Below are 26,134 nucleotides of genomic sequence, written 5' to 3' on the forward strand. Positions count from 1 at the left end.
CAACCCCCTCAGCCGTCGAGCCGGTAGTGCAGCAGGACGATCAGGTCGGTCAGCCCGTCCGGGTCGGCCGCCAGGGTGACCGGGGTGCCGAGCACCAGCGGGTCCGACTCGCCCACGCACTGGTGCAGGTCACCGTCCCGTTCGAGGGTCACCGGTGTGCCGGCCACCGTGAGCGCGTACGTGGCGGGGTCGGCGTCCACCCGGGCGTACCAGGTCACCTGGTCCACCACCGGCTGGTGGTCGCGGGCCAGGTACGGCAGGTGCTCCGGTGCGATGGTGAGTTCGGTGCTCTGTTGCTGGACGAGCTGCCACCACTCGTCGGGGAACTGGTGGCGCAGGCTGTACGCCTGGAACAGCCCGGTGCGGGCGGCGTCCACGAGCATCTCGTTGAGCAGTTCGCGCAGCGAGTCCTCGACCAGGCCGCGCAGGGTCGAGCCGCCGTCGCGGGCGGTGTACCGCAGGTGCAGGATGACGTCGCTGATGGTGTCGTAGTCGAACTGCCGGATCGCGGTGGGCAGCTCCAGCCGCCAGGTGCCGATCGCCCCCTTGCCCTCGAACGGCAGGTACCGGTCGTCGGCGAAGTTCAGCTCGAACATGCCGCTGTCGCCGAGCCCGGTGCTGGTCGCGATCGACTCGATCCCGCCGACGTTGTACGCGAACCGGTCGTCGCCGGGCACCTCGGCGTACTTGTCCTTGGCGCTGGTGGCCCCCTGCCGGGCCGCGGTGCTGGTCCGGTACCGGTTGCTCACCAGCGAGAGCTTCGCGGTGACCGGGGTGTACGGGCCGGCCACGCACGGGATGGACAGGCTGACCGCGCGGAGCCGCCGGAAGTAGTGCCCCGGATGGTCCAGGTCGAACAGCGCCTCGGGCACGTTGACCACGCAGGTTCCGGTGGCCCGCAGCTCGATCAGCGCCGCCGGGTCGAGCTGGGCCAGCGAGACGTGCCGGGTCAGCTCCCGTTCCCGGGCGTGCCGGTCGAGGTAGGCCGCCTCCATCCGCTTCAGGTCGTGGCGCAGCGCGTCCGCCGCGGCGAGCCCCTTGCGCAGGCTGTCCCAGTAGCCCGGTTGCAGGAACGCCGCCTCGGTGCCCAGTTCGTGCGCGAAGCACCGCTCGGCCTTCTTCGCCACGTCGAAGGCGAGCTGGTACGCCCCGAAGTAGACGGAGCTGGCCCGGCCCACCATCCACTCGTACAGCTCGGTGTTGGTGTACTTGGCGCGCAGGTACTCCTCGGTCGCCCGGGCGTTGTCCGCCTCCTGGTCGTGCGCGGCCAGTTCCTGCTGGAGCATCGACACGTGCAGCCGCCCGGTGGCGATCTGCTGGTCGATCTGGGTCAGTTCGAGGCCGGCCAGCGCCGCCTGGTGTTCCCAGTCGTCCATCCGACGCCGGTAGCCGCCCTGCGTCGCGGCCATCCCGCCGGCCTTGTCCAGGGCCCGGGCGATCGCCTCCAGGGTCATCACCGCCGAGTCCACGGCGGCGCCGGCCTTGTCCCCACCGAGGGTGAGGGTGACCGTGGGGGAGCCGCCGAACCCGGCGCCACCGGCGGTGAAGTTCGGGATGAGCTTCAGCCCGCCGGAGAGGATGTAGCCGACCGCGATCGCCGCCTCGCCGAGCAGCGACAGGCCGGACAGCGCCGTCGCGGTGATCTCCCAGGCGTTCATGTACGGCCGGCTGGAGTAGTAGCGCTGCCGCTCCTCGACCACCTTGCGGCTCAGCTCCAACGCCGCGACGTTGCCCTCGGCCTCCGCGATCGTGGCGAGCTTGACCTCGCGTACCGCGTCCAGCAGGGAGATCTCCTGGCCGGCGCGCAGCCGGGCGAGCGCCTCGGCGTCCCGCTTCTCCAGCGCGGCCAGCAGCCCGTCGCCCAGCTCACCGACGTACCCCACCAGCTCGGTGGCCTTCTGCGCCAGCACCCGGAACCGGTAGTTGGGCAGCGGCGCGCCGAGCCCGGCCAGGAACGACGAGACGGACACGCCGGCCGCGGCGGCCCGCACCAGCGCCCCCGGGTCGATCGGCGGCGCGAAGAGGGCGAGCACGCTCTCCACCCCGTCGATGTTCTGGCAGTTGCGGATCTTGAACAGCCGGTCGGCGATCAGGTCCCACAGCCGCAGCATCTCCTCGTTGGGCGGGACGCAGAAGTACAGCGCCGAGTAGCTGAGCGGGCTGGGCAGCTCGGCCCCGCCGTGCGGCAGCAGGTCCAGGTCGGGGATCAGGTTCTCCAGGTCCAGCAGCGCGTTGCCGAACAGGTCTACCCTCGCCTGGAGCTGGTTGACGGTGGCCGGAGCCGGGGTGACCAGCGGCGGCACCACGCTCGGCTTCGGCCCGAGCAGCTTGTCGGCCAGGATGTAGAGCTGGGTGGCCTGGGTGACCGACTCCCGGGTGAACTGCCGGAACAACTGGTCGCCCCAGTCGACCAGGTTCCTGATGTAGTTGATGACCACGGCGAGCTGGTAGGCCACCGGCCGGCTGCGGGCCACCACGTGCGGGTTGAACGGCTTCTCCCGCCACTGCTCCACCGCGAACTTCAGGTCCGTGATGCTGGCCCCCGACGGATCGGCCGCGATCGCCGTGAGGATGTCCCCGATCCGCTGGCTGAGCAGCTCGGGCACGCCGGTGGAGAAGAACGGCTTCGTCACCCAGTACTTCTGCGGCGCCGGCGCGCCGTCGGCCGTACCCACCGGGTTGAAGATGTAGTGGAACCAGTTCCGCGCCTCGGCGAACCGCTGGTCCCGGTTGAGCCGCAGCGCGATGTCGAACGGCAGGTGGTAGAACAGCTCCCAGTTGTAGCCCGCGTACGCGCCGTCGGCGGCGAAGTCCAGGTCTTCCACCGGATACGGCGGCACCACCACCGGCTCCGGCTGGTAGGTGGCGGCGAAGTCGAACCCGGTGTTGGTGAGCTGGGTGGCCCGGCTCATCAGCGCCGGCACGCCGGACCGGTACACCGTGGCCCGCAGGAAACACAGCAGCGGGTGGTAGAAGTTGGCGAACCGCACCCCGTACGACAGCTTCCGGTAGACGTCGAACTCCGCGGTCAGCCGGTGGTACTCCGGGTCCTGCGTCATCGCCGCCACGGCGGCGTTCAGGTCGTGCGCCGGGTCCTCGGCGTACCGCCGCAGGTACTCGGTGAGCAGTGCGAGCACGTCGCGGACGAACTGGTCCACGTCGCTGTACGTCTTCTCGATCCGGTCGTCCGGATCCTCGGCCTGCCGGTCGTAGAACCCGGGAATGATGACGTACCCGCGGTCGTAGTCGCCGTAGAAATAGGGCATCAGGGTGCCCAGCGGCAGCACCGGCTGGCGGTCGTAGGCGCTCGAACCGAACCCGCGCAACCAGATCCTGAGCAGCAGGATGATCCAGTCGAGCAGCGACATCTGCATCGGGTACGTCACCCGGAACCGGCCGGGCGTCTGCGCCACCAGCGTCTGGTACGCGCCCAGCAACGCTGTGCTGATCGCCAGGTCGTTCAGCTCCCGGGGAATCAGCTCGGTGAACCGCTCGGCCCGCAGCTCGGTCTCCCGGAACACCGGCGACAGCAGCATGCCGCCGCCCCCGCCGCCGTCCATCGGCTCCGGATAGCCGCGGCAGCCGGTCAGCGCGAACGACCCGACGAACTGGCCGTCGGTGACGATGCTGATCGCCTGGCCGGCGCCGCCGGCCGCGTACGCGAAGCAGTTGAACTCGTCGGCGGTGGGCAACTCCTCCTGGTAGCCGCTGGCCGGGTAGTAGAGCGCGTCCTTGGAGATCTTCTTGGGCTGCCACCGGTCCTGCGCCCGCTCGCCGATGGCGAGCTGGATCCGCCAGCGCCGGCGCGGCTTCTCCGTGTCGGTGCCGGCCGGCGGGATGCTGTCCGGGTCGGGCACCGTGGAGGTCTGCGCGGTGTCCACCTCCTCGGTGAACACCGGCCAGGCCAGCGTGAGCCGCGTGTTGCGGTCGAACGCCAGCAGGTGGTTCCCCTCGATGTCCAGCGGCACCCGGCGCCACGGTGTCCAATACCGCTCCCGCTCGAACTGCCGGTGGTAGTACACCGCCGGGTCGCCACCCCGGGTGCGGGCGAAGACGTGCATGGTGTGCGTGTCGTGCTGGTAGTAGCAGGCCATCACGTCCAGGTGCGCCAGGTCGTCCAGCTTCTCCAGGTACGCGATGGTGGCGTTCTCCACCGCCAGGTCGGTCAGCTCGTCCTGCTGCAACTGGTCGTCCAGCTCGACGAACAGCTCCGACTTGTCGTCGCGCAGCTCGGGCAGGATCCAGTTCTCCGGATACAGGAAGATCTTCCGGTTGGCCTCCCACACCCGGTAGTTCGCCATCCAGTCCCACTGCTCCCAGCCCGGGTCCTCGGTGGTGGCCGCGACGCTGTCCGGCTCCAGCCCGAGCAGGCAACGCTGCACGAACAACTGCACGGTGGCGTGCGCCTGCACGATCCGCGACGTGGACATGCAGGCGCCCATCTCGACGTCGATGAGGAAGTGGTCGTACAGGTCGTTGCTGTCCCGCAGCGCCGGGTTCTCGGCCAGCAAGTACGCGACCAGCGCGTCCCGCTTGACCACCCGCAGCCGGTCCTGCACCCCCTGGAGCACCCCGAACCACTCGGACTCGGCGTACCGCGCCTTGAGCGCCTGGCGCATGGTGGCCGCCTCGGCGGCGGTGGTGACCGGCTGCGCCAGCGGCACGGCCGACGCCACCGGCAGGCCCAGCCGGCGCAGCAGGGTGAGCGTGCCGGCCAGGGTCTGGATGGTGGCCGGCAGCCGGTACGCGGTGAGGTCCGCGGCGGACAGTCCGAGGTGGCCGTCCAGCTCGGCCAGCACGGCGGTGTCCCAGCCGCCGAGCTGGGCCAGGTGGGCGTGCACCTGCGTGGCGGTGCTGCCGGCCGCCAGGACCAGGTCGAACAGGCCGTACACCGTCCACGGCGCGGCGGCGTCCAGCGGGTTCGCCACCGGCGGGTACGTCCGGGCCAGCTCGACGCCGCCGGCCAGCCGGATCCAGCCGGCCAGCGTGGCCGGCGGCTCGCCGGTCTGGTAGGGCAGCCGGTCCGGGGCCAGCCAGCCGAGCGGCCCCGCGTTGGCCAGCAGCCAGCCGAGGTCCGCGTCGGGCAGCTTCAGGTGCTCGACGAGCCGAGCCAGCACGTGCAGCAGGCGTAGCGCCCGGTACTGCTCGTCGAACGCGGCCGGGGTCACCGCCGGCGGTGCCGGCGGATCGTTCACCAGGTCCACCAGCGCGTCGTCGGTGAGCACCGCCAGCAGCGGCCGGGTCAGCTCCGCCCCGGACAGCACGGCCGCGGCGGCCTCCGGCGAGAACCCGTAGGTGGCGGCCACCGTCGCGACCGCCAGGTCGGTCTTGGTACGGGTGTACGCGTACGTGGACAGCGCCCTGGTGATCGCCAGCAGCAGAGTGGTCTGCTGGGCCTCGGTGGGGTTGGCCACGATGGCGGCCTTGATCGGCGTGGTGTCCACGAGGCCGCCGAGCTTGTCGTCGACGAACTGGCCGGCGGCGGCGGTGGTGCCGGCCCAGCTGCCGTCCACGATGGACGCCAACCCGCCCAGGTCCGCCTCGGTGACCCCGGGCACGGTGGCCAGCAGTGCCCGCATCCCGGGCAGGTTCTCCTCGGGCGGCGCGGCCGGGTCGACGGCCGGCCGGGTGGCCGCGAACGCGCTCTGATAGCCGGCCTGGAGATCGCTGAGCACGCCGGTCAGCGTCGCCTCCGGCAGGTCCCGGGCGGCCAGGTCGTCGGCGGAGTGCCGGAGCAGGTAGCGCAGGTCCGCCGGGCGGATCCCGGAGCCCGCCCGGGCGGCGTCGAACCGCTCGACGAAGTCCAGCGCGTCGGCCGGCGAGTCGAGCGGGTCCAGCCCGGTCAGCTCCTTCATGATCAGGAACTCGGCGGTGGTGAGCCCGAGCGCGCGGGCCAGCGACGTCCCGGCGTACACCGCGTGGAGCCCCGCGAAGCTGACGATCGCCGGGGGCGGCAGGTCGGCCACCAGCAGCGCGGTGTCCCCCGCCGTGGCGCCGAGGCAGGTGGCCAGGTACGCCTCGTGCGCTGACAGCGGCTCGCCGGAACCTGGCGTGTTCTGCTCGGCCTGCTCGTTGGCGACCACGTTCGCGGGCTCGAACGCCTCGTCCACCGGGCCGTTCGCGGTGTTGGTGAACACCTCGGCGTACCGCGCCTCGTCCAGCGGCGCGAACAGGTTGACCACCTCGGCCAGCGGCAGCGCGAGCCGCGCCGCGAGCCGGTGCAGCCCGGTCACCGCGACCAGGAGGTCGTCGTCCAGCGCGCCGTCGCCCAGCGCGCCGGCCCGGATCGCTCGGTCCAACAGCGGCGGAGTCCAGGCGGTGCAGCCCGGGGCCCGCAGCAGCCGCAGGAACCGGTGGATCCGGTCCAGGCCCGCGTCGGTGAGCTTCTGGATCCGTTTCTTGCCCAGGTCGCACCCGGTGTCCAGGTGCTTGACGAACATCGCGTTCCCGGGATTCACCCAGGCCAGCGCGAGCAGCTCGGTCAGCTCCCGGTAGTCCAGCCCGGCCCGGCCCAGGAAGTTGTCCACCCGGGCGATGCCGCCCAGCGGGCCGAGCGGCGCCGTGTTCCAGATGTCGTCCTGGTCGGTCGGGTCGGGCGTCACCACCAACTGCCGCTGCGTCTCGCTGAGCCCCAGCTCCTCCGCGGCGATGGCCGCCTCGGCGGGCCCGGCCGGCAGCCGCAGGGCCCGCATGAGGTCCGCCCGCGGGATCTCGAACTGGGCGAAGTAGCTGCGGGTTTCCTCGTGCGCCAGGTCGAACGGCAGGGTGAACGCGTACCGGCTGTCGGCCAGCGCGGCGTACGCGGCCGCGTTCACGTACTGCGGCGCGGCGGCCAGCTCCACCGCGGTGCCGGTGGTCTGGCGCAGCCGGCGTATCCGCCACCCACCGGTGCCGTCCGGGGTCAGCTTGGCCACCACGCCGGTGTCCCGGACCACCCGGGCGCCGGCCAGATCCGGCTCGTACACCAGGGCCCGGCTGGTGAACGCCCAGCCCTGGCCCTGCAATACGGCCAGCAGCGCGGCCGACGGCGCCTCCACGGCGGCGGCACCGGCGCTGACCGCGCCGGCGAACGCCACCCCCGGATCCGGCGCCACCGCCTCCTCCAGCAGCTCGCACACCACGTCCAGATAGGGCAGCGGGATGTCGGTGTTCTCGCAGCTCAGGTCCAGGTCGCCCAGGTCCGGCCGGCGCGCGTACAGCACGTCCCGGGCGACCTTGGTGGCCGGCCCCGGCGCGTCGACGTCGGTGACCAGGCGGTCACCCAGGAACGCCAGGACGTCCACGAGGTATGCCGCCGCGCTGTGCACGCTGCGGCACGGCTCGCAGTAGCAGGAGTCGGCGAGCCGGAACAGGCTCGCCAGGTTGGGGAAGTCCGCGCTCACCGGGGCGAGGTCCGGCCCCGCCCCGCCGCCCAGCGCCCGCACCGGCAGCGACCGGGCCGCGGTCTGGAGTTCCCCGGCCAGCAGTCCGCTCGCCAGGTGCACGTTCACGGCCTTCCGGTACACCGACCGGGCCTGCTCGTCGGTGAACCGGCCGGTGCCCGTGGCCGTGGCCACGAACCGCGTCTCGCCGAGGGCGTGGATCCGGGCGGCGGACGGCACGCCGGCGGCCAGCAGCGCGGTCGTCTGCCGGTAGGTCGGCGCCAGCTTGAAGATCCGCTGCGTCGCCTTGAGGGCCGGGCGTGCGGCCCGCAGGTGTTCGGGCTGGTCCCGCAGCAGCCGCTCCACGTTCCCGGTGGCCAGGTCGAAGTCCGGATTGGCGGTGAGCAGCTCCAGCAACGTGTCCGTGCCGCCGGTCCTCGCCCGATCCCGCTCGACCTCGCGTTCCAGCTGTGCGGTGAATGCCGTGGTGGGATAGCGCCGCTCCAGCTTCCGGGCCAGCGCGCCGGCGTGCACGTCGATCAGCTCCGGCCGGACCGGCTGGCCGGCCACCCGGACCTCCGCCGTGCTGTCCCGCAGCACCCGGCGCCAATCCGCCGGCGCCAGCCGGGCCAGCCGGCGTACGTCGGCTGGCCGCTCGATTCCCTGGTGCGCGCGGACCCGGTCGACGATCGCCTCGTCGTAGCCCAGCACGTCGGCCAGCACGCTCGCGGCGCCGGCCGCGTCCCCGGTGTGCCGGTCGGGGAACGCCGCCGCCTCGGTCAACCGGGCGATCAGCCCCGGCAGGTCACCCGACGCGTCGGCGGCGAGGATGTCCCGGACCCGCTCGTGGGCGCCGTCGGCGAGGAACCGCTCCATCCGCCCATACAGCACCTCCGGCCGTTCCCGCTCGACGTACGCCTCGGCCTCCGGCCGTACCCGGGACAGCATCGCCAGGATCCGGTCCAGCTCACCGAGCAGGTCCTCGGGGACGTACCGGTGGCGCACCGCGGCCGTCACGGCGGCCCGGACAGTGCGCTCGTCGAGCAGGGCGATGTCGTAGTACAGCGGCCGCGGCTCGGTGTTCAGGTCGATGTCGAACCGGGCGAGCGCCGCGCCGGTCGGGCTCGCCGACAGCAGCGTCCGCTCCGCGAACAACGCGTACCCGAACACGGCCGGGAGCTTGTAGCCGGCCGCCAGCTTGTGCGCCACGCCGAAGTGCGCCAGCGCCACCGCCGGCAGCCCGGTCTCGCCGGCCAGGAACGTGACGTCCTCGACCTCGTCGTCCTGCCGCAGCTCGTGCAGCGGCAGCTCGCCGAGCAGCGGGACCACCGTCGCGAGGATCCGCTCGTACTCGCTGCGTTCCCGCTCCCCACCGCCGGACAGGTCCACGTTGAGCACGGCCAGCTCGGGGGCGTTGAACAGCACCGCGCTCACCGGCGGATCGGAGAGCACCCGATCACCGGCGGACACCCGGACGAACAGGTCGGCGGATCGCTTCTCCGACCGGGTGAACCGGTCCCGTGGATAGTCCACCCGGTACAGCCCGTCGTCGCCGGTGGTCGCCGCACCGAGCTGTTCGGCGTGCCGCAGGTCCCGGTCGAACGCGGCGACCACGAGGCCGCCCGCGGGCCGCCCGTCGGCCCAACGGACCCGGCCCGCCACCGTGAAGCGGGACGGTGCCTCGGCCAGCACCGTCTCCACCGCGTCCCGGGTCGCCCCGTCCACCGTGCCTGTCACCGGCAGATCGTGCGCCCGCTGGAACTCGGCCACCGCGCGGCGGGTGGTAGGCCCGAACCGGGCGTCCACCAGCTCGTCGGTGGCGAGTTCGGCCGGCGCCCGTAACAGCGCGGTGTGCAGCCTCCGGAGGTCGTCGCTCGGGCGGCGCCGGGGCGGGTCAAGCGGGCCGGTCATGGAGGCCTCCGATCGTCCGGCAGCCGGCGACGGCGGCGCTGGCTGCCTCGACGGGCGATGCTGCCTTGATGCCGGTCCGACCGAGAGTTACCGGCATTCTCTGGACGGGCGGCACTCGGCGGCAGCGGACTGTCCATGATCCGCCTCGACGCGTGACCGATCGGCAACGGCAAACGCCAACAAGGCCCATACTGCGCGGCAGGAGCGGCTGTGCCGGAGGGGTTCGGTGCCCGGCTGGCGAACCGGAAGATGACATCTTGACTAAGCGCGTGTTATCGCTCACAGTCGATGATTGACGGACGGCGATGTCTCTGGCTTACCGGGCAAGCCTGCGTTGTCGATTCGGAGATCGGGCGCACACCAAGGGCGCGCAGATGCGACGTTAGCGCTAACACCCGCCGGGGTGTGGCTCGCCATGCGTCGCACGTGCGCCCATCCCTGAAACCGTTCAGATTTCGTCACCGGAGGAGGATCATGTTTGCCGTTGGTAGGTCTTCATCCCTCGCGCCGCCGTCGCGGCGGCGTGGGTGGTTGCCCCGGGTCGTAGCCGCTGGTGTGACGGCGGTAGTGGTCGGTGTTGCCACCGCGGCGGTGGTGTCGACACCCGCCGCCGCGGCGACGGTCGACACGAGCGCGTGGTACGTGTTGATCAACCGCAACAGTGGCAAGGCCTTGGACGTGTACAACCTGGCCACGAACGATGGTGCTCGGATCGTGCAGTGGGCACGAAACAACGGCAACCAGCAGCAGTGGCAGTTCGTGGACTCAGGCGGCGGCTACTACCGGTTGCGGTCGCGGCTGTCCGGCAAGGTGCTGGACGTCTACAACTGGTCGACCGCCAACGGTGCCAGCATCGTGCAGTGGACCGATCACAACGGGACCAACCAGCAGTTCCGGTTGGCTGACTCCGACGGAGGCTACGTCCGGTTGATCAGCCGGCACAGCAACAAGGTGATGGAAGTGCAGGGTGCCTCGACCGCCGACGGCGGGAACATCGTGCAGTACGACGACTGGAACGGCGCCAACCAGCAGTGGCAACTCGTCCGCGTCGACGGCGGGGGTGACCCCACGACGCCGCCGCCCGGCACGTGCGCTCTTCCATCGACGTACCGCTGGAGCTCGACCGGCGTGCTGGCGAACCCGAGGTCCGGGTGGGTCTCGCTCAAGGACTTCACCCACGCCCCCTACAACGGCAGGCACCTCGTCTACGCGACGACGCACGACACGGGAACGACGTGGGGTTCGATGAACTTCGGCCTCTTCACAAACTGGTCCGACATGGCCTCGGCCAGCCAGAACGCGATGCCGTTCGCGGCTGTTGCACCGACATTGTTCTACTTCGCTCCGCGGAACGTCTGGGTGCTGACCTACCAGTGGGGTGGACCGGCGTTCTCCTACCGGACGTCGACCGACCCGACCAACGTGAACAGCTGGTCGGCGCCGCAGACGCTCTTCTCCGGCAGCATCTCCAACTCCCCGACCGGACCCATCGACCAGGCGCTGATCGGTGATGACACGAACATGTACCTGTTCTTCGCCGGGGACAACGGCCGGATCTACCGGGCCAGCATGCCCATCGGCAACTTCCCGGGCAGCTTCGGCTCGACCTCGACGGTGATCATGAGCGACTCGACGAACAACCTGTTCGAAGCGGTTCAGGTCTACAAGCTCCAGGGCCAGAACCGATACCTCATGCTCGTCGAGGCGATCGGCTCGCAGGGTCGCTACTTCCGCTCGTTCACCGCCACCAGCCTGGGCGGATCGTGGACACCCCAGGCCACGACCGAGAGCAACCCCTTCGCCGGCAAAGCCAACAGCGGCGCCACCTGGACCAACGACATCAGCCACGGCGAGTTGATCCGCACCAACGCCGACCAGACCATGACCGTCGACCCCTGCAATCTGCGGCTGCTCTACCAGGGACGTTCCCCCAACTCCGGCGGCGACTACGGCCTCCTGCCCTACCGACCGGGTCTGCTGACACTGCAACGGCAGTGACGTGACGTAGACCTGGCTCAGGTGATCCTGGGGTTCGCGGGTAACGGCGCTCCGCCGAATCCAACGAGCATGGCTCGGGCCCGCGAGCACGATCGGGTGGAGTTGGAGCGGCGGGCTCGGCGCGTGGCCGAGCCCGCCCCGCATCGGGCAGCGAGATGTCCAGCGACCCGAGCCGGGAGTCAACTGGGTGGTCCGATCGCGCCGGGTCGGCGACCATGGTCGGCATGGCAGGGGACCGGGCATGAGGTTGCCACTTCAGGGCGGGCTGCCGCCGGTGGACGCGGTCGCCGGCGCGGTCGTGGAGATCGCCTGCGACGAATCGGGGTTCTCCGGTACCAATCTGCTCGATCCCGCCACTCCCGTCATCACACACGCGAGTGTCGACCTGCGCGGCGAGGAGGCGGCTGAGCTGCTCGGGACACTGCGGTCCGGCTTCCGGTTCTCGCCGAGCGAGTTCAAGTCCCGGCAGTTTCTCCGTCGGCCCGAAGCGGGTGCGGCGCTGGAGTGGTTCCTGGCGGCGCTGCGCGGCCGGGCGCACGTCCACCTGGTCGACAAGCAGTACTTCCTCGTCACCCGCATCGTCGACCTGCTGCTGACCGAGCCGTCGTACGCGGCCGGCACCCGCCTGACCCAGGAACACCGTCCGGCCGCCCTCGCCCTGTACCGAGCCGGACGCTCGGCCGGTTCCGGTTGGCGTGTCTTCCTCGCGGCCTTCGTCGAGATGCTGCGGATCAAACAGCGACACCGGCCGGATCAGCCGACCGTGGAACGGTTCTTCCAGGCACGGGACGCGCTGGTACGACACGGGCTGGGCGCGCAGGCCGACGCCGTCCTCCACAAACTCAGCCGGACCCGGGTGCGCACCATCCTGGCCAGGTTGAGCGACGACGACCGATCGATCCCGCCGCCGCTGGAGCCGATGCTGCCGGCGCTGGCCGAGACCGTCCTGTTCTGGAGCGACGGGCGGCAGCGGGTGCTGGTGATCCACGACGAGCAGAGCGCCCTGACGGCCGACCGGTTGCGCCGCCTCCAGCGGGTACTGGCCGACCGCGCCGGATCGTCCTCCGCCCTGGGATCGCCGCTGGTCGGGCTGGTGATGGTCGACTCCCGGGACGATCCGCGGGTTCAGGTCGCCGACCTGCTCGCCGGGGTGGCCCGGAGGTTGCCGGGGGCCGTCGACGACCGTCTCCTCCAGCCGTTGCTCTCGCCGACCTCACTGCGCGATCCGATCGGCGACACCCTACCGACCTGACGGCCGATCGGGCGCATCGCCGTCGGGTACCGCCCCTGGTGCGACGCCCGGCGGAGGCGCCGGCCGAAAGTGGTGCCGGTGGAGCAGTCGGGCAGCTCCGACTGCCAGGGCTGTCCGCCACGGTGCTCAGCGCCGGGCGAGCGGGTCGCGGATGCGAGGTGGGTCAGCTTTTCCGGGTTACGGACGTAGTAGAGCCCGGTGATCCGCCGGGCCTCGACCCGGAGCGCCAGGACGCCGTCGATCTCGCCGTCCAGGCGTACGAGCAGTGCCGGGCCGCCGTTGACCACGGTCGGTGCACCGCTGAGCGTGCCGTCGACCCGGCCCAGGCCACGAAGGAACATGCGGGCCACCTTCTCGGCGCCGGTGATCGCCCGCAGCGCCGCCTGCTTGACGCCGCCGCCGTCGCTGACCAGGACGACGTCCGGGGCGAGCACGTCGAGCAGGCCCTGCAGGTCCCCGGTCTCGATCGCGCGCTGGAACGCCTCCAGCGCCGCCCGGGTCTCGATCGGGGAGGCCACCCCGCGTGGGCGGCCGGCAGTGACGTGCCGGCGGGTTCGGTGTGCGATCTGGCGGACGGCTGCGGGGCTCCGGTCGATGGCGGCGGCGATCTCGTCGTAGCTGATGCCGAAGGCCTCGCGCAGCACGAAGACGGCCCGCTCGGTCGGCGACAGCGTTTCGAGGACGAGCATCATCGCCATCGACACGCTCTCGGCGAGTTCGACGTCGTCGGCCACGTCGGGCGTGGTGAGCATCGGTTCCGGCAGCCACGGGCCGACGTACGCCTCCTTGCGGCGACTTATCGTGCGCAGCCGGTTGAGCGACTGCCGGGTGGTGATCCGGACCAGGTAGGCGCGCTGGTCGCGCACCCGCCCCGGGTCGACCTCGACCCACCGCAGCCAAGTCTCCTGGAGGACGTCCTCGGCGTCGGCCGCCGACCCGAGCAGCTCGTACGCGACGGTGAAGAGCAGGTTGCGGTGGGCGACGAACGCTTCCGTCGCCGGGTCAGTGCCGTGGCTCATGTCTCGACCTCTCTCCTTGGTGGGCGTTCGATCCGCCCCGGTCCGGAGTGGGACCTCAGCCGGCCGTGTCGACGACGATTCGTCACCCACGGCCGCTGAATGAATGAACGCCTGCGTGCGGCGGCGCCCGCGGCGAGGGGCGTCGCCGCACGACCTGCGTTCGGATCCGTCCCGCTCGGCCGGGACCGGCCGGAGGTGTCGGGCTAGGCCCGATCGGCGGCGGCCGGCGGTGCGCCGCGCCTGGCCCGCAGCAGCTCCCGGCGCTTGTCGTCCTTGACCCAGGTGAGCGAGCCGGGCTTGCGTGCCTCGTTCGCCAGATGCATGACCGTGTGCCGGCAGACGAACTCCTTGAGCTTCGCGCCGGGGCGGCCGCCGAGGTGGAACCTGTTGGCGGTGTCGTCCCTGGCGGCGAACTGGAAGATGCCGGCACGCCGCCCCAGGCTGATGCACTGGCCGAAGAATCCCAGGTTGATCGGCGCTGGCCGGTCACCCGCGATCCGGCTGAGCACCGTGTCGGCGGCATGTGCGCCGATCCTCGTGGCGGCCTGGCAGCTCATCCGGAACGGCAGGTCCGACGGTGCGGCCGCATCGCCGGCCGCGACGATGCGCGGGTCGTCCACGCTGGTCAACGTCTCGTCGGCGAGCAGCCGGCCCGCGGCGTCGGTGCTCAGCCCGCTGCGCGCGGCGAGGTCCGGCACGCCGAACCCGGCGGTCCAGATCGTCACCCGGCTGGGCAGGTCGCGGCCACCACTGAGCCGTACGGCGTCGCGCGTCACCGCCGTCACCGTCGCGTCGGGGCCTTCGAGCACGGTCACCCCGAGTCTGGCCAGCCGCCTGGTGACCGAGCGCCGGCCGCGCGGATGCAGGTACGGGCCGAGCAGCTCGCCGCAGACCAGGGTCACGGTGCGGCCCGCCTCCGCCAGCTCGGCGGCGGCCTCGATGCCGGTCGGACCGGCGCCGACGACCGTCACCGCGGCCGTCGCGGGCGCGGCGTCGAGGATCGCCCGCAGCCGCTGCGCGTCCTCCAGGCTGGCGATCGGGTAGGCGAACTCGGCCGCTCCGGGCACGCGCAGGTCGGCGCTGCCGCTGCCCACCGCGTAGATCAGGTAGTCGTAGCCGATCGTGCCGCCGCTCGCCAGCGTCACGCCGCGCCCGGCCACGTCGATCCGGGTCGCCGTGTCGACCACCAGCCGAACGCGTCCGGCCAGAACCGTCTGGTAGTCGGTAACCGCGTCGTGGGACCCGCCCACCAGTTGGTGCAGGCGGATCCGCTCGACGAAGGTCGGGCGCGGGTTGATCAGCGTCACCGTCACGTCGTCGCGCCGGGTCAGACACCCCAGGAGCTGAGGTGTCAAGCAGCGGTGGGTAGGGCGGTTCGGTGTGACCAAGCGGTGGCTTGGTCGTAATGGGTGTTGGTCTTGAGGCAGCCGTGGAGGATGCCGACGAGGCGGTTGCCGATCTGGCGTAGGGCGGCGGGGTGGCTGACGTCGCGGGCGCGGAGTTCGTTGTAGTAGGCACGGACGGCGGTGTCGTGCAGGATCGCGGCGCCGGCCTGCATGTGCAGGGCGTCGACGAGTCGGTCGTTGTGCACGAACCGGGCGTGGACGGTTTTGGTTTTGCCGGATTGGCGGGTGATGGGTGCGGTGCCGGCGTAGTTCTTGCGGGATCTGGCGTCGGTGTAGCGGCCGGGAGCGTCACCGAATTCTGCGAGCACCCGGGCGCCGAGGATGGCGCCGATGCCGGGCTGGCTGAGGTAGACCTCAGCGTCCGGGTGCTGGCCAAAATGGGCCTCGACCTGGCCTTCCATGGTGCGGATCTCGGTGTTGAGGGTCTGCAGGATTGCCACTGTGGCCCGGACGGTCGCCGCGTATGCGCCGGTGACGATCTCGGACTGGCCCAGGTGCGCGGTGCGCAGTGCCTGCCGGATCGCTGCCGCCTTGGTGGGGATGTCGCGTCGGCGGGCCCGTTTGAGTGCGGCGCTGATCTGCGCCACGGTCAGCTTGGCCGCCGCAGCCGGTGTCGGGGCCTTGGCCAGCAGTTCCAGGGTGTCCGAACCGGTGAGCGTCAGGACCTCGTATGCCTGCAGCGCGGCGGGGAAGTACTCCCGCAGCGCGGCCCGCAGCCGCAGCGTGTGCCGGGTGCGTTCCCAGATCAGCGTCTGGTGGGCCCGGGCGACGACCTTGACCGCCTCGGCGATGTCGGAGTCCGCGGCGACCTGCCGCAGCTGGTGCCGGCGGGTCCGCACCATGTCCGCCAGGGTGCGCGCGTCGGCCTTGTCGCTCTTGGCGCCCGAGATCGACATCAGCTCCCGATGCCGGGCGGCCTGCTTCGGGTTGACCCCGTAGACCTGATAGCCGGCCGCGACCAGCGCCCGCACCCACGGGCCACGGTCGGTCTCGATACACACCAGCACCTGCGCCGGCGAGGCATCCTCCGGCAAGAACCCGGCCACCAGGTCATGGAAACGAGCCACGCCGTCCACACCCTCGGGCAGCCGCACGGCCCGCAACGTCCGGCCGCGCTCGTCCTGCACCTCTACATCGTGATGATCTTCTGCCCAGTCGTCCCCGACGAACAGCACACCCGCCTCCGCTTCACCACACCGACCACTCTCGGCAGCCCACGGAAGAGCCCGGCGGCCTAATGGACCAGTGCTCACGCGCAGCGGCGGGCACGACACCCCATCAGCCGTTCCTCTCCCGACCACGAGCGGGGGCACGCTCTGACCCCAGGACTTCCAAGTCCAGGCGAGGGGAGTGCTCACCCACCCGCGGCTACCGGTGTCGAGTCTGCCAACGGCTCACCCGACAGCTCCCATTAGGCGATTGGCGGCCAGGACGCCGGCGTATCCGCCGCCGACCACGACCACCTCGGTGCTGCCTGTCATCGTGTCTCCTCCGTCTTCCGGGATTCGGCCTCGAGACACCGCGTAGTCGACGGGCGTGACATTGGGTGAAGCAGATCACTCCGCGGTTACTCCCTCCCACGGGGGAGAGAGCTCCCCTTTCGTCGGGAGTCGGGCCCGGCGCCCGGGTGGCTACCGTCGCGATCATGGTCGATCTCGCTCACCCTCGTCGCTGGCCGGCGTACGCGATGGCGGTGCTGTTTCTCGGTTACGCCCTGGGCAAGGCCGTCTTCGCGGTGCAGTCCCGGCTCGGGTTCCCGGGCGGCCCGCCCGTCTCGGCTGCCGAGGCCGAGAGCTACTTCCTGGACCCGGCGGTGGCACAGTGGTCCGCCGCCGCGACCGGTGTGCTGGGCGCGTGCCTCGCCCTCGCCACGGTCACGCCGCTGGGCCGCCGGGTGCCGCGAGCCGTGATGTTGCTGGCGTTGGCCGGGATGCTGCTCGCCGTCGGCGGCGGCGCGGGGATCATGATCCTGGACGGGTTCGTCGGCCTCGGCGTCGGCTGGCAGTGGCACCACGGGGTGCTGGGGCTCGTCGTGATCGGGCTGTTGCTGGCGACCATCCGCTCCTACGAGACGGCGACGAGGCGACGTGTCGCGGGCTGACCGGGCGATCCTCGGGGCGTACGGAGCGGCGGTGTGCGCGGCGGCGTACGGATCGATGAAGCTCGCGCAGGCGTTGGGGGCCAACGCGCTGGCCAACAAGGATCCGCTGCCCCCGGAGCTACGCGAGCGGCTGTTGGCCCGTGATCCGCTGTTCGTGGCGAGCCACTGGGTGCTGGCCGGTGCCGCCGTGGTCGGCGTCGTCGTCGCGCTGGCCGCCGTACGCCCGTGGGGTGCGGCCGTCCCGCGTCGGCTGCTGCTGGCGGTCGCGTGGGTGCTCGGGATCTTCATGATCGCCCGGGCGGTCGGGGTGTTGGGGTTCGGCTTCGTCGGCGACGGGTTGCTGCTGGCCGGGGTCCGCCCGCCGCCGGTCGAGCACGCCGCCCTGGCCCGCGACCTGGCGCGCTGGGACCTGCTGCTGTGGTCACCGTTCTTCCTGCTGTGGGGAAGCTGCTGGACGGCGACCGGATGGGGGCTGGTCGCGCGCTCCACCCCGGGCTGATCCGGGCTGCACACCCAGCGACCGCGGTTCGCGCGGTCAGAGTTCGGCACTGACGAACCAGCCGTTGTGGTCGGTGTGGCGCAGCGGATACGAGCGGGCGTCCCCGAAGCGGAGGTCGCTGGTGGCGATGACGTGCTGCACGTTGCCGTTGCCGACGTGGTGGTAGCCCGCGGGTACGCAGTCCCGGACGTCCGGCGAGCCGCCGGTGGCCAGGTTCAGGTCGCCGGCGACGAGCACCGGGGCGGACGACCCGGCGGCCGCCCGCATCGCGGGTATCTCGACCCGCAGCAGGTGCTGGCACTGCCGGATCGCGACCGACGCGGAGACGAACGTCAGGTGGGTGGTGCAGGCGTGGTAGCGGTCGGCCGCCGCCACGCAGAGCCAGACCCGCAACTCGTCCGGGCCGTCGGCCTGCTGCGGGTAGAGCCCGTTGAACACGGAAACGCCACCCCGGGCCGCGCGGTCGAGCCGGCCGAGGATCCCGATGCCGTACGGCTCGCCGGTGCGGCACCGGTAGGGCCGCGAGCGTACGACCCGGTCGGCCGCTGGCTGGAACGCCCAGAACACCGGATCACCCGGGAACGCCCGGACCATCGCCGGGTGGAGGCCGGTCACCACGTCGTCCCGGCAGACCTCGTTGAGGGTCACCACCTGCGGTCGCAGCGCGGTGATCGCCGCGTACGCCTCGGCCACCGCCCGGCCGTTGTTGACCTGGCCGTAGCACGACGCGAAACCGCTGTTGCAGAGGTTGAGTTGCAGCGCGGCGAACGGCGTGCCCGGCGGCTCGTCCCGTCCGGGCCGGTGTCCAACGGGGCCACCGGTCAGGCCGCCGAGTTCGGCGCAGGGGCCGGACCCGGGGCAGAAAGTCCGTACCCCGGGCGCGGTCGGCGCGGCCGGGTCGCCGGGGCGGACGTACGTGTCCCCGGCGAGCGCCGCCACCAGCAGCAGCACACCCGGGACGACCAGGGCCAGAACACGTCGCCGCCGGTCGACCGGCGGCGACGGGGCGGCGCGACGTGTCGACATCCCCGGTTGCGGGCTCAGTCGCAGCTCTTCCGGGCCGTGCGCACGAAGTCGTCGCGCGACATGACCCGCGTCGTCCGGCGGTCCTTCGGCCCCAGCACGGTGTCCGGGTACGGCGCCGCGCCGGTACGGGACAACCCGTGGACGGTCACGGATCGAGGTTAGGGGCATCGGGGGACGGCGGAAAGCCCACCCGCCGTGACCGGCCCGGCTACCAGTACCTGGGACGAGGGCTTGTCCCGACCCACTCCGACTCCTATTCTCCACTTAATCAGTGGGAAATATCGGGAAGCTGGCCATGGCCCACTCCGCGTGGGTCCGCCGACCGGGCAGCGCCGCTCGACGGACCGACGACGACCGATCGACTGACGAACCTGACCAACCCTGACCCCGGACTGGTGGTTGACATGCGAAAACTCATCCTGCTCGCGCTCGTCGGCCTCGGCGCCCAGCTCGTCGACGGCAGTCTCGGCATGGCGTACGGGGTCACCTCCACGACACTGCTGCTGGCCATCGGCACCAACCCGGCTGCCGCGTCGGCCACCGTGCACCTGGCCGAGATCGGCACCACCCTGGTCTCCGGCGCCGCGCACTGGCGGTTCGGCAACGTCGACTGGAAGGTGGTCTGGAAGATCGGCATCCCGGGGGCCGTCGGCGCGCTCGCGGGCGCCACGTTCCTGTCCAGCCTGCCGACCGAGACCGCGGCGCCGCTGATGTCGCTCATCCTGCTGGCGCTCGGCCTCTACATCCTGATCCGGTTCACCGCTGTCGGCCTGCCCAAGGGCAACCTCGGCAAGCCGCTGCGCAAGCGGTTCCTCTCCCCGCTCGGTGTGGTGGCCGGGTTCGTCGACTCGACCGGCGGCGGGGGCTGGGGGCCGGTCGGCACGCCGGCCATCCTGGCCAGTGGCCGGCTGGAGCCGCGCAAGACGATCGGCTCGATCGACACCAGCGAGTTCCTCGTCGCCGTCGCGGCGAGTGTCGGCTTCATCGTCGGCATCGGTTCCGAGGGCGTGACCTTCGCCTGGGTGGTGACCTTGCTCGTCGGCGGGATCATCGCCGCGCCGATCGCCGCCTGGCTGGTGCGGCACATCCCGCCGCGGGTGCTCGGCTCGGCCGTCGGCGGCATCATCATCCTGACCAACACCCGCACCCTGCTGCGCAGCGACTGGATCGACGCGCCGGACAGCGTCCGCTACCCGGTCTCCGCGGTCATCTTCGTCGTCTGGGCGGCCGCCCTCGCGTACTCGGTCCGCCGGTACCTGGCCAACCGCGAGGAGGAGCGGCGGATCATCGCCGAGGCCGAGGCGGCCGCCACCGCCGGCGCCGAACCGAACGAGAAGACCCCCGCCCCGGCCCGTCGATCATGAAGTTGTTGACGACGACCTCGGCGTGTCGCGTCGACAACTTCATGGTCAACGGCGGCCTGGGCCCGGGGCGGGGGCGGTGGAGTCGCGTACGACCAGGGAGTGGCCGGTGGAGCGGCGGCGCGGGCGGGCCGCGCGGGGCTTGAGCGCCAGGCCCAGCGCCATCCGGCCCATGTCGGTCATCGGCAGCCGGACGGTGGTGAGGCTGGGCGCGAGGTCGGCGGCCACCGAGACGTCGTCGAAGCCGACCACCGACATCCGTTCCGGCACCGGGACCCGGTGCGCGCGCAGCGTGGACAGCACGCCGATGGCCATCGCGTCGTTGAGCGCGATGATCGCGGTGGTTTCCGGGTGCTCGCGCAGGATCTGCTCGGCGGCCGCCCGGCCACCGTCGCGGGTGAAGTCGCAGTGCACCACGGGCAGGTCGGCGAGGGCGAGCCCGTGCCGGCCGAGCGCGGCGGAGACGCCGGCGAGCCGGTCGGCGACGGTGGTCAGCGCGGCGGTGCCGGCGGCCACCGCGATCCGCCGGTGGCCGAGCTCCAGCAGGTGCTCGGCGAGCGCCCGGCCGCCCGCCTCGTTGTCGGGCAGGACGGCGTCCACACCCAGGGCGTGCCGGCCGATGACGGCGACCCGGCCGCCGCCGCCCTGGAACTCCGACAGCTCGGCGCGCGCCGCCGCCTCGATGCGGGGGTCGTTGTAGCCGGAGCCGGCGATCAGGATGATGCCGACCCGCTGGGCGATCAGGTGCCGCAGCTGTTGCAGCTCGTTGTCGGGGTCGCGGCCGGAGTGGCAGATCTGCACGAGCAGCCCCTCCTCGGCGGCGACCTGGATGACACCGCCGGCGATCTCCGAGAAGTACGGGTCGTCGATCTGGTGCACCACCAGGCCCACGGTGGAGCTGGCGCCGCCGGCGAGGGTGCGGGCGTACGGGTTGGCCACGTAACCCAGCTCGCGGGAAACCTGCCGGACGTGCCGGGCGACCTCCTCGCTCACCCCCTCCCGCCCGGCGAGGGCGCGGGACGCGGTGGCCAGCGAGACGCCGGCGCGTTCGGCGACGTCGACGAGGCGCAGCCTCGGGCCAGGCTTGGGCATCCGCAACTCCCCGGAAACATCGATGCATCGACGGTATTGCCAGTGGCGCAGGACACAGCCTAGGCTACGTAAGCGCTTTCGTAAGCGCTTCCGTCCCCGGCAAAGGAGCGTTGCGGGATGACGAACCGATACAGACGAATCCGTTGGATGGCGGCGATCGGCGCGACGATGACGCTCGCGCTGGTGGCCTGTGGTGGTGACGGCGGCGGGGATTCCGCCGGAAGCGACGACCCGATCGTGGTCGGCATCTCCCTACCGCTCACCGGAGACTTCTCCGAGCCGGGCAAGGGCGTGCAGCGCGGGTACGAGGCCTGGGCGAAGATCACGAACGACAAGGGGGGTCTGCTCGGCCGCAAGGTCGAGTTGAAGATCCTCGACGACCAGTCCAACGCCGACCGGGTGGTCGCCGACTACGAGCAGCTCATCGGCTCCGACCAGGTCGACCTCGTGGTGGGGCCGTTCTCGACCCGCCTCGTGGTGCCCGCGGCCCGGGTGGCCGAGGAGTACGGCATGCTCTTCGTCGAGCCGGCCGGTGCCGCCAAGGAGGTCTTCGAGCAGGGCTTCAAGAACCTGTTCTACGCCGCCCCGGCGGTGGCCAACGACCACTACAACCACCTGGCCGAATACCTGCTGGCGCTGCCGGCCGACCAGCGCCCGAAGACCGCGGCGTACGCGGCCATGGACGACCCGTTCGCGCAGGGCACGGCGTACGGGCTCAAGGAGAAGCTGGCGGCGGCCGGCATCCGTACCGTCGTCGACGAGGTCTACCCGCCGAACACCACCGACTTCGGCAGCATCGCCGCGAAGATCGCCGCCTCCCGGGCCGACATCGTGGTGGGCGGCTCGCAGTACCAGGACGGGGTGAACCTGATCGTCGCCCTCCAGCAGCTGAGGTACCAGCCGAAGCTGGCCGCGTTCTCCACCGCCCCGACCAACCCGGAGTTCGCCGCGGCCATCGGCAACAAGACCGAGGGCATCCTCTCGCCCACCGGCTACACCCAGCAGGCGCCGTACCCGAGCAACAAGGAGTTCGTCGAGAAGTACACCGCCCAGTTCGGCACCGCGCCCGAAGAGGACGAGGCCAACGCGTACACGACCGGGCAGGTCGTCGCGGCGGCGGTGACCGCGGTGGGCTGCGCCGAGCAGGGCGAGTGCCAGAAGAAGCTGGTCGAGTGGGTCCGCGGCAACACCGTCGAGACGGTGGTCGGCCCGCTGTCCTGGGACGAGACCGGCAAGCCGAAGGGCGCCCACATGATCCAGCAGTGGGTCGGCGGCGAGATCCAGATCGTGCTCCCGGCCGATGCCAAGGAGGCCGACCTCGTCTACCCGAAGCCGGCCTGGTAGGCGGCGATGCCCTCCGGTGCGCTGCTCTTCCAGAGCGTCATCCTGGGTCTGCTGCTGGGCGGGCTCTACGCCCTCCTGGCGGCCGGCCTGACCCTCTACTTCGGCATCATGCGGGTGGTGATGATCGCCCACTCGGCGTTCCTCATCCTGGCCGCGTACCTGGCCTGGTGGTCGCACACCCGGCTGGGTGTCGACCCGCTGCTGTCGATGGTGGTCACCGTGCCACTCTTCTTCGGCGCCGGCGTGCTGCTGCAACGGCTGCTGCTGGCCCGGCTGCGCGCGGCCACGCTGACCATGATGTCGGTGCTGCTGACGTTCGCCATCGCGGTCACCATCGAGGGGCTGCTCGGCTACGCCTTCACCGGCACCCAGCGGCGCATCCAGCTCGGCTACGGCTCGGCCAGTTTCGGCCTCTTCGGCGCCCGGATCGCGGTGGTGAAGCTGATCGCGTTCGGCCTCGCCGCCGTCGCGCTGCTGACCCTCTACCTGCTGATGAAGAAGACCACGTTCGGCTGGGCGTTGCGCGCCACCATCCAGCACCGCGACGCGGCCCGGCTGGTCGGCATCGAGACCGAGCGGGTGGCCGGGTACGGCTTCGGCGTCGGCCTGGCCACCGCCGCGGTCGGCGGCACCGCCCTCGCCCTGGACACCACCATCTACCCGTCGCTGCACTGGCACTGGATCGGTCCGCTGATGGCCATCATCGTGGTCGGCGGCCTCGGCAGCGTGCCGGGTGCCGCGATGGCCGCCATGGTGCTCGGGATGGCGCAGAGCCTGCTGCAGATCCCGCTCGGCACCACCTGGGCGCAGACGATCTTCTACCTCGCCCTGTTCGCCACGCTGGCGTTCCGGCCACAGGGATTCTTCGGAGGTCGCCTTGCCCAGCGCTTCTGACCCCACCGTCACCCCGGCCCCCACCGGGCCGGACCCGGCCACCACCCCGGCCAGCGCCGCCCGGCCGGACCCGGCGAGCGCCGGCGGTCCGGACCCGGCCGGCGCCCCGGCCAGCGCCGCGAGGCGCGGCGGCGCCGAGGCCGAGTCGGCCACCGCGACGGGCGGTGGTACGGCAGCGGCCCGCCCGGCGACCACGGCGGTACGGCGCCGGCGGGGCGGGCTCGTCCTCCGCGCGGTCGCGCTGCTGGCGCTCGCCGCCGCCGTGCTGTCGTTCCCGTCGCTGGCGCCCAACCCGTACATCCTGTCGGCGGGCGTGGTGGTGCTGAACTACGCGGTGCTCGCCACGTCGTGGAACTTCGTCGGCGGGTTCACCGGCTACATCTCGCTCGGCCACGGCGCGCTGGCCGGCCTCGGCGGCTACGGCACCGCGCTGCTGGTCACCAGGGCCGGGTTGCCCAGCTTCGTGGCGTTGGTCGTCGCGGCGCTGCTGGTGGCCGCGCTCGCCGTGCCGATCGGGTACGCGGCGCTGCGGGTGCGCGGCGCCTCGTTCGTCATCGTCTCGATCGCGCTGGTGCTGATCCTGCTGCTGGTCTTCCAGAGCTGGGCCTCGCTCACCGGTGGCTCGCGGGGCCTGGTGGTGCCGCGACCGTTCCCGGGGCTGCTGCGACCGGAGCACCACCGGGTGTTCTACTTCCTCTTCGCCGGGCTGCTCGGGCTCGCGCTGCTGGCCTGGTGGCTGATCGACCGGTCCCGGTTCGGTCTCGGGCTCAAGGCGATCCGGGAGGACGAGGACAAGGCCGAGGCCCTCGGCACGCCGACGTTCGCGTACAAGCTCGTGGTGTTCGTCGTCTCGGCCGGGTTCACCGCGCTGGCCGGCGGGCTCTACGCGCTCTGGTTCGGCGACCTCGACCCGGTCTTCCAGTTCTCCATCCTGACCGGCTCCTACCTGGTGCTGATGGCGCTGCTCGGCGGGGTCCGGCACCTGTTCGGCCCGCTGGTGGGCGCGCTGGTGGTCGGCATCGCGCTGGAGTACTTCAAGGTCGAGTTCGGCAACACGCCGCTGCACCTGGTCGCGACCGGCCTGCTGCTCGCGCTCGTCGTGCTGTTCATGCCCGACGGCGTGCTGCCGGCGATCGGCGCGCTGGCCAACCGGCTGGCCGGGACGACGCAGAGTTCCATCCGCGAGGTCACCGCCGCCCAACTGCGCGAGGCGCGTACGGCGGGGGAGCGGGAACCGGTCGACGTCGCCGCGGTCCCCGGCCGCGCCCAACCGACACAGGAGCGGCCATGAGCGAGGCTCAGCAGCGGAGTGCCGGTACGAGCGAGTTGGGCAGCCTGGCGACCGAGGGGCTGACCAAGGCGTTCGGCGGCGTGGTGGCGCTCGACGGCGCCACGGTCACCTTCCGGCACGGCCAGGTCAACGCGCTGATCGGGCCGAACGGGTCGGGCAAGACGACGTTCTTCAACTGCGTCACCGGGATGATCCGCCCGGACGGCGGGCGGACGACCTACCGCGGGCAGGACATCACCCGCCGGGCGCCGCACGCCATCGCCCGCGCCGGCATCGGCCGCACCTTCCAACTGTGCCGGGTGTTCCCCCGGATGTCGGCCCTGGACAACGTGCTCGCGGCGGTCCGCCCGGGCGGGCTGGCCGGGCTGCTGCGCGGCGCGCACACCCGGGCGGAGGTGGACCGGGCCCGGGGGTGGCTCACCCGGCTGGGCATCGAGCACCTCGCCGACTCCGAGGCGCGCACCATGTCCTGGGGGCAGCAGAAGCTGCTGGAACTCGCCGGGGTGCTGATGAGCGACCCGGAGACCGTGCTGCTCGACGAGCCGGCCGGCGGGGTCAACCCGGCGCTGCTGGACCGGATCGGCTCCCTGGTGCGCGAGCTCAACGCCGAGGGGCGGACCTTCGTCATCGTCGAGCACAACATGGACCTGGTGATGAGCGTCAGCGACCACATCGTGGTGTTCGACCGCGGGCGCCCGATCGCCGAGGGTCCGCCGTCGCTGATCCGCTCCGACGAACGCGTCCTGGGGGCTTACCTTGGCGTCTGAAATCGAACTCGTCGACGTGCACGCCGGCTACGGGCGCGCGGCGCCGGTGCTGCGCGGCCTCACCGTCTCGGTGCCGGCCGGCACGATCGTCTGCCTGGTCGGCCCGAACGGGGCCGGCAAGTCCACCGTGCTGAAGGTGGCCAGCGGGCTGCTCAAGCCGCGCGCCGGGCGGATCCTGGTGGGCGGGGTGGACGTGACCGGCCAGGGCCCGCAGCGGATGCTCGCCTCCGGGGTGGCGCACGTGTTGCAGGGGCACAGCGTCTTCCGCGAGATGACCGTGGCGGAGAACGTGCTGCTCGGCGGCTACACGCTGCGGAACAAGGCGCTGATCGCCGAGCGGACCGAGTTCGTCCGGGAGTTGTTCCCGGTGGTCGCGCAGCGCTGGAACGCGCTGGCCGGGCTGCTCTCCGGCGGCCAGCAGAAGCAGGTGGAGTTCGCCCGCTCGCTGATGGTCGACCCGAAGGTGGTGCTGCTGGACGAGCCCTCCATGGGGCTGGACCCGAAGGCCACCAGCACCGTGTTCGAGCAGGTGGTGCGGATGCGCGACGCCGGCACCGCCGTGCTGCTGGTGGAGCAGAACGCCCGGCGGGCGCTGGAGACCGCCGACCTGGGCTGCGTGCTCGACCTCGGGCGGGTGCACATCTCCGGGCCGGCGGCGCAACTGCTCGCCGACCCCCAGCTCGGCGAGCTGTATCTCGGCGGGCGGCCCGCCGAGCCGGCGGTCACGCCGAAGCGCTGACACCGACCCGCAACGGACCCCGACGAACGGCACGACGAATGATCCGGGCGCGACACGTAAGCGCTTACGAAAG

The 26,134-nt window shown here is 71.8% G+C and carries 16 protein-coding genes and 1 pseudogene; 10 read left to right on the forward strand and 7 right to left on the reverse strand.

Going from position 1 to position 26,134, the window contains the following annotated elements; genetic code table 11:
* Positions 1–8: 8 nt before the first annotated feature.
* Complete coding sequence (locus tag FHX32_RS32675) at positions 9–9,272, reverse strand: Tc toxin subunit A-related protein (RefSeq protein WP_167191770.1); 9,264 nt, start codon at positions 9,270–9,272, stop codon at positions 9–11.
* A gap of 474 nt (positions 9,273–9,746) precedes the next feature.
* Here FHX32_RS32675 and FHX32_RS32680 point away from each other — a divergent pair, with 474 nt between their 5' ends.
* A complete protein-coding gene (locus tag FHX32_RS32680) occupies positions 9,747–11,270 on the forward strand; it encodes a non-reducing end alpha-L-arabinofuranosidase family hydrolase (protein ID WP_167192240.1) in 1,524 nt (507 codons plus the stop codon).
* 241 nt (positions 11,271–11,511) lie between these two features.
* Complete coding sequence (locus FHX32_RS35575; RefSeq protein ID WP_167191772.1) at positions 11,512–12,522, forward strand: DUF3800 domain-containing protein; 1,011 nt, start codon at positions 11,512–11,514, stop codon at positions 12,520–12,522.
* Positions 12,523–12,686: 164 nt separating this feature from the next.
* On the opposite strand, the pseudogene FHX32_RS32690 reads toward FHX32_RS35575, so the two are convergent.
* The 3 genes and pseudogenes from FHX32_RS32690 to FHX32_RS32700 form a co-directional block, all read right to left on the reverse strand.
* Positions 12,687–13,541: pseudogene (locus FHX32_RS32690) on the reverse strand (RNA polymerase sigma-70 factor); the annotation flags it as partial.
* Between the two features lie 203 nt (positions 13,542–13,744).
* A complete protein-coding gene (locus FHX32_RS32695; RefSeq protein ID WP_486481449.1) occupies positions 13,745–14,896 on the reverse strand; it encodes an NAD(P)/FAD-dependent oxidoreductase in 1,152 nt (383 codons plus the stop codon).
* Positions 14,893–16,122 carry an IS110 family RNA-guided transposase gene (locus FHX32_RS32700; RefSeq protein ID WP_167191776.1) on the reverse strand — a complete coding sequence of 410 codons (1,230 nt, stop codon included), beginning with the start codon at positions 16,120–16,122 and terminating at the stop codon, positions 14,893–14,895. The genes FHX32_RS32695 and FHX32_RS32700 overlap by 4 nt, the downstream gene beginning before the upstream one ends.
* A gap of 470 nt (positions 16,123–16,592) precedes the next feature.
* On the opposite strand from FHX32_RS32700, the gene FHX32_RS32705 reads away from it, so the two are divergent.
* Together FHX32_RS32705 and FHX32_RS32710 are read left to right on the forward strand one after the other, a co-directional pair.
* The gene (locus tag FHX32_RS32705; RefSeq protein ID WP_167191777.1) at positions 16,593–17,048 is read left to right on the forward strand and encodes a hypothetical protein; all 456 of its coding nucleotides are present in this window, start codon (positions 16,593–16,595) and stop codon (positions 17,046–17,048) included.
* Positions 17,035–17,547, forward strand: coding sequence for a DUF3995 domain-containing protein (locus FHX32_RS32710; protein WP_167191779.1), 513 nt, complete (start codon positions 17,035–17,037; stop codon positions 17,545–17,547). Before FHX32_RS32705 ends, FHX32_RS32710 begins: the two co-directional genes overlap by 14 nt.
* 36 nt (positions 17,548–17,583) lie before the next feature.
* Here the strand turns inward: FHX32_RS32710 and FHX32_RS32715 are convergent, their stop codons facing one another.
* Entirely contained in the window at positions 17,584–18,573 is a 990-nt protein-coding gene (locus tag FHX32_RS32715; protein WP_167191781.1) for an endonuclease/exonuclease/phosphatase family protein, read from the reverse strand.
* Positions 18,574–18,587: 14 nt separating this feature from the next.
* Positions 18,588–18,722 carry a hypothetical protein gene (locus tag FHX32_RS35580; RefSeq protein ID WP_486481450.1) on the reverse strand — a complete coding sequence of 45 codons (135 nt, stop codon included), beginning with the start codon at positions 18,720–18,722 and terminating at the stop codon, positions 18,588–18,590.
* Positions 18,723–18,977: 255 nt separating this feature from the next.
* On the opposite strand from FHX32_RS35580, the gene FHX32_RS32720 reads away from it, so the two are divergent.
* Entirely contained in the window at positions 18,978–19,937 is a 960-nt protein-coding gene (locus FHX32_RS32720; RefSeq protein ID WP_167191783.1) for a sulfite exporter TauE/SafE family protein, read from the forward strand.
* A 45-nt stretch (positions 19,938–19,982) separates the two neighbouring features.
* Here FHX32_RS32720 and FHX32_RS32725 read toward each other — a convergent pair whose 3' ends face one another.
* Positions 19,983–21,026: a LacI family DNA-binding transcriptional regulator gene (locus FHX32_RS32725; protein WP_167191785.1), complete on the reverse strand. Its 1,044-nt coding sequence runs from the start codon at positions 21,024–21,026 to the stop codon at positions 19,983–19,985.
* A gap of 117 nt (positions 21,027–21,143) precedes the next feature.
* On the opposite strand from FHX32_RS32725, the gene FHX32_RS32730 reads away from it, so the two are divergent.
* The 5 genes from FHX32_RS32730 to FHX32_RS32750 are packed head-to-tail and all read left to right on the forward strand — an operon-like array spanning position 21,144 to position 26,061.
* On the forward strand, positions 21,144–22,370 hold the full coding sequence (locus FHX32_RS32730; protein ID WP_486481451.1) for an amino acid ABC transporter substrate-binding protein: 1,227 nt from the start codon (positions 21,144–21,146) through the stop codon (positions 22,368–22,370).
* A gap of 6 nt (positions 22,371–22,376) precedes the next feature.
* Entirely contained in the window at positions 22,377–23,264 is an 888-nt protein-coding gene (locus FHX32_RS32735; protein ID WP_167191786.1) for a branched-chain amino acid ABC transporter permease, read from the forward strand.
* Complete coding sequence (locus tag FHX32_RS32740; RefSeq protein ID WP_486481452.1) at positions 23,248–24,555, forward strand: branched-chain amino acid ABC transporter permease; 1,308 nt, start codon at positions 23,248–23,250, stop codon at positions 24,553–24,555. The genes FHX32_RS32735 and FHX32_RS32740 overlap by 17 nt, the downstream gene beginning before the upstream one ends.
* A complete protein-coding gene (locus tag FHX32_RS32745) occupies positions 24,552–25,322 on the forward strand; it encodes an ABC transporter ATP-binding protein (RefSeq protein ID WP_167191788.1) in 771 nt (256 codons plus the stop codon). The genes FHX32_RS32740 and FHX32_RS32745 overlap by 4 nt, the downstream gene beginning before the upstream one ends.
* Positions 25,312–26,061 carry a branched-chain amino acid ABC transporter ATP-binding protein gene (locus FHX32_RS32750; RefSeq protein ID WP_167191790.1) on the forward strand — a complete coding sequence of 250 codons (750 nt, stop codon included), beginning with the start codon at positions 25,312–25,314 and terminating at the stop codon, positions 26,059–26,061. The genes FHX32_RS32745 and FHX32_RS32750 overlap by 11 nt, the downstream gene beginning before the upstream one ends.
* The last annotated feature ends 73 nt before the right edge of the window (positions 26,062–26,134 follow it).

It is taken from the genome of Micromonospora sp. CNZ280 (genome assembly GCF_011759515.1).

What these genes read in the sequence shown, in the direction of transcription:
- FHX32_RS32730 (WP_486481451.1), top strand. Translation starts at nt 21,144, where the DNA reads ATGACGAACCGATACAGACGAATCCGTTGGATGGCGGCGATCGGCGCG.
- FHX32_RS32725 (WP_167191785.1), bottom strand. Translation starts at nt 21,026, where the DNA reads ATGCCCAAGCCTGGCCCGAGGCTGCGCCTCGTCGACGTCGCCGAACGC.
- FHX32_RS32715 (WP_167191781.1), bottom strand. Translation starts at nt 18,573, where the DNA reads ATGTCGACACGTCGCGCCGCCCCGTCGCCGCCGGTCGACCGGCGGCGA.
- FHX32_RS32705 (WP_167191777.1), top strand. Translation starts at nt 16,593, where the DNA reads ATGGTCGATCTCGCTCACCCTCGTCGCTGGCCGGCGTACGCGATGGCG.
- FHX32_RS35575 (WP_167191772.1), top strand. Translation starts at nt 11,512, where the DNA reads ATGAGGTTGCCACTTCAGGGCGGGCTGCCGCCGGTGGACGCGGTCGCC.
- FHX32_RS32735 (WP_167191786.1), top strand. Translation starts at nt 22,377, where the DNA reads ATGCCCTCCGGTGCGCTGCTCTTCCAGAGCGTCATCCTGGGTCTGCTG.
- FHX32_RS32680 (WP_167192240.1), top strand. Translation starts at nt 9,747, where the DNA reads ATGTTTGCCGTTGGTAGGTCTTCATCCCTCGCGCCGCCGTCGCGGCGG.
- FHX32_RS32675 (WP_167191770.1), bottom strand. Translation starts at nt 9,272, where the DNA reads ATGACCGGCCCGCTTGACCCGCCCCGGCGCCGCCCGAGCGACGACCTC.
- FHX32_RS32720 (WP_167191783.1), top strand. Translation starts at nt 18,978, where the DNA reads ATGCGAAAACTCATCCTGCTCGCGCTCGTCGGCCTCGGCGCCCAGCTC.
- FHX32_RS32745 (WP_167191788.1), top strand. Translation starts at nt 24,552, where the DNA reads ATGAGCGAGGCTCAGCAGCGGAGTGCCGGTACGAGCGAGTTGGGCAGC.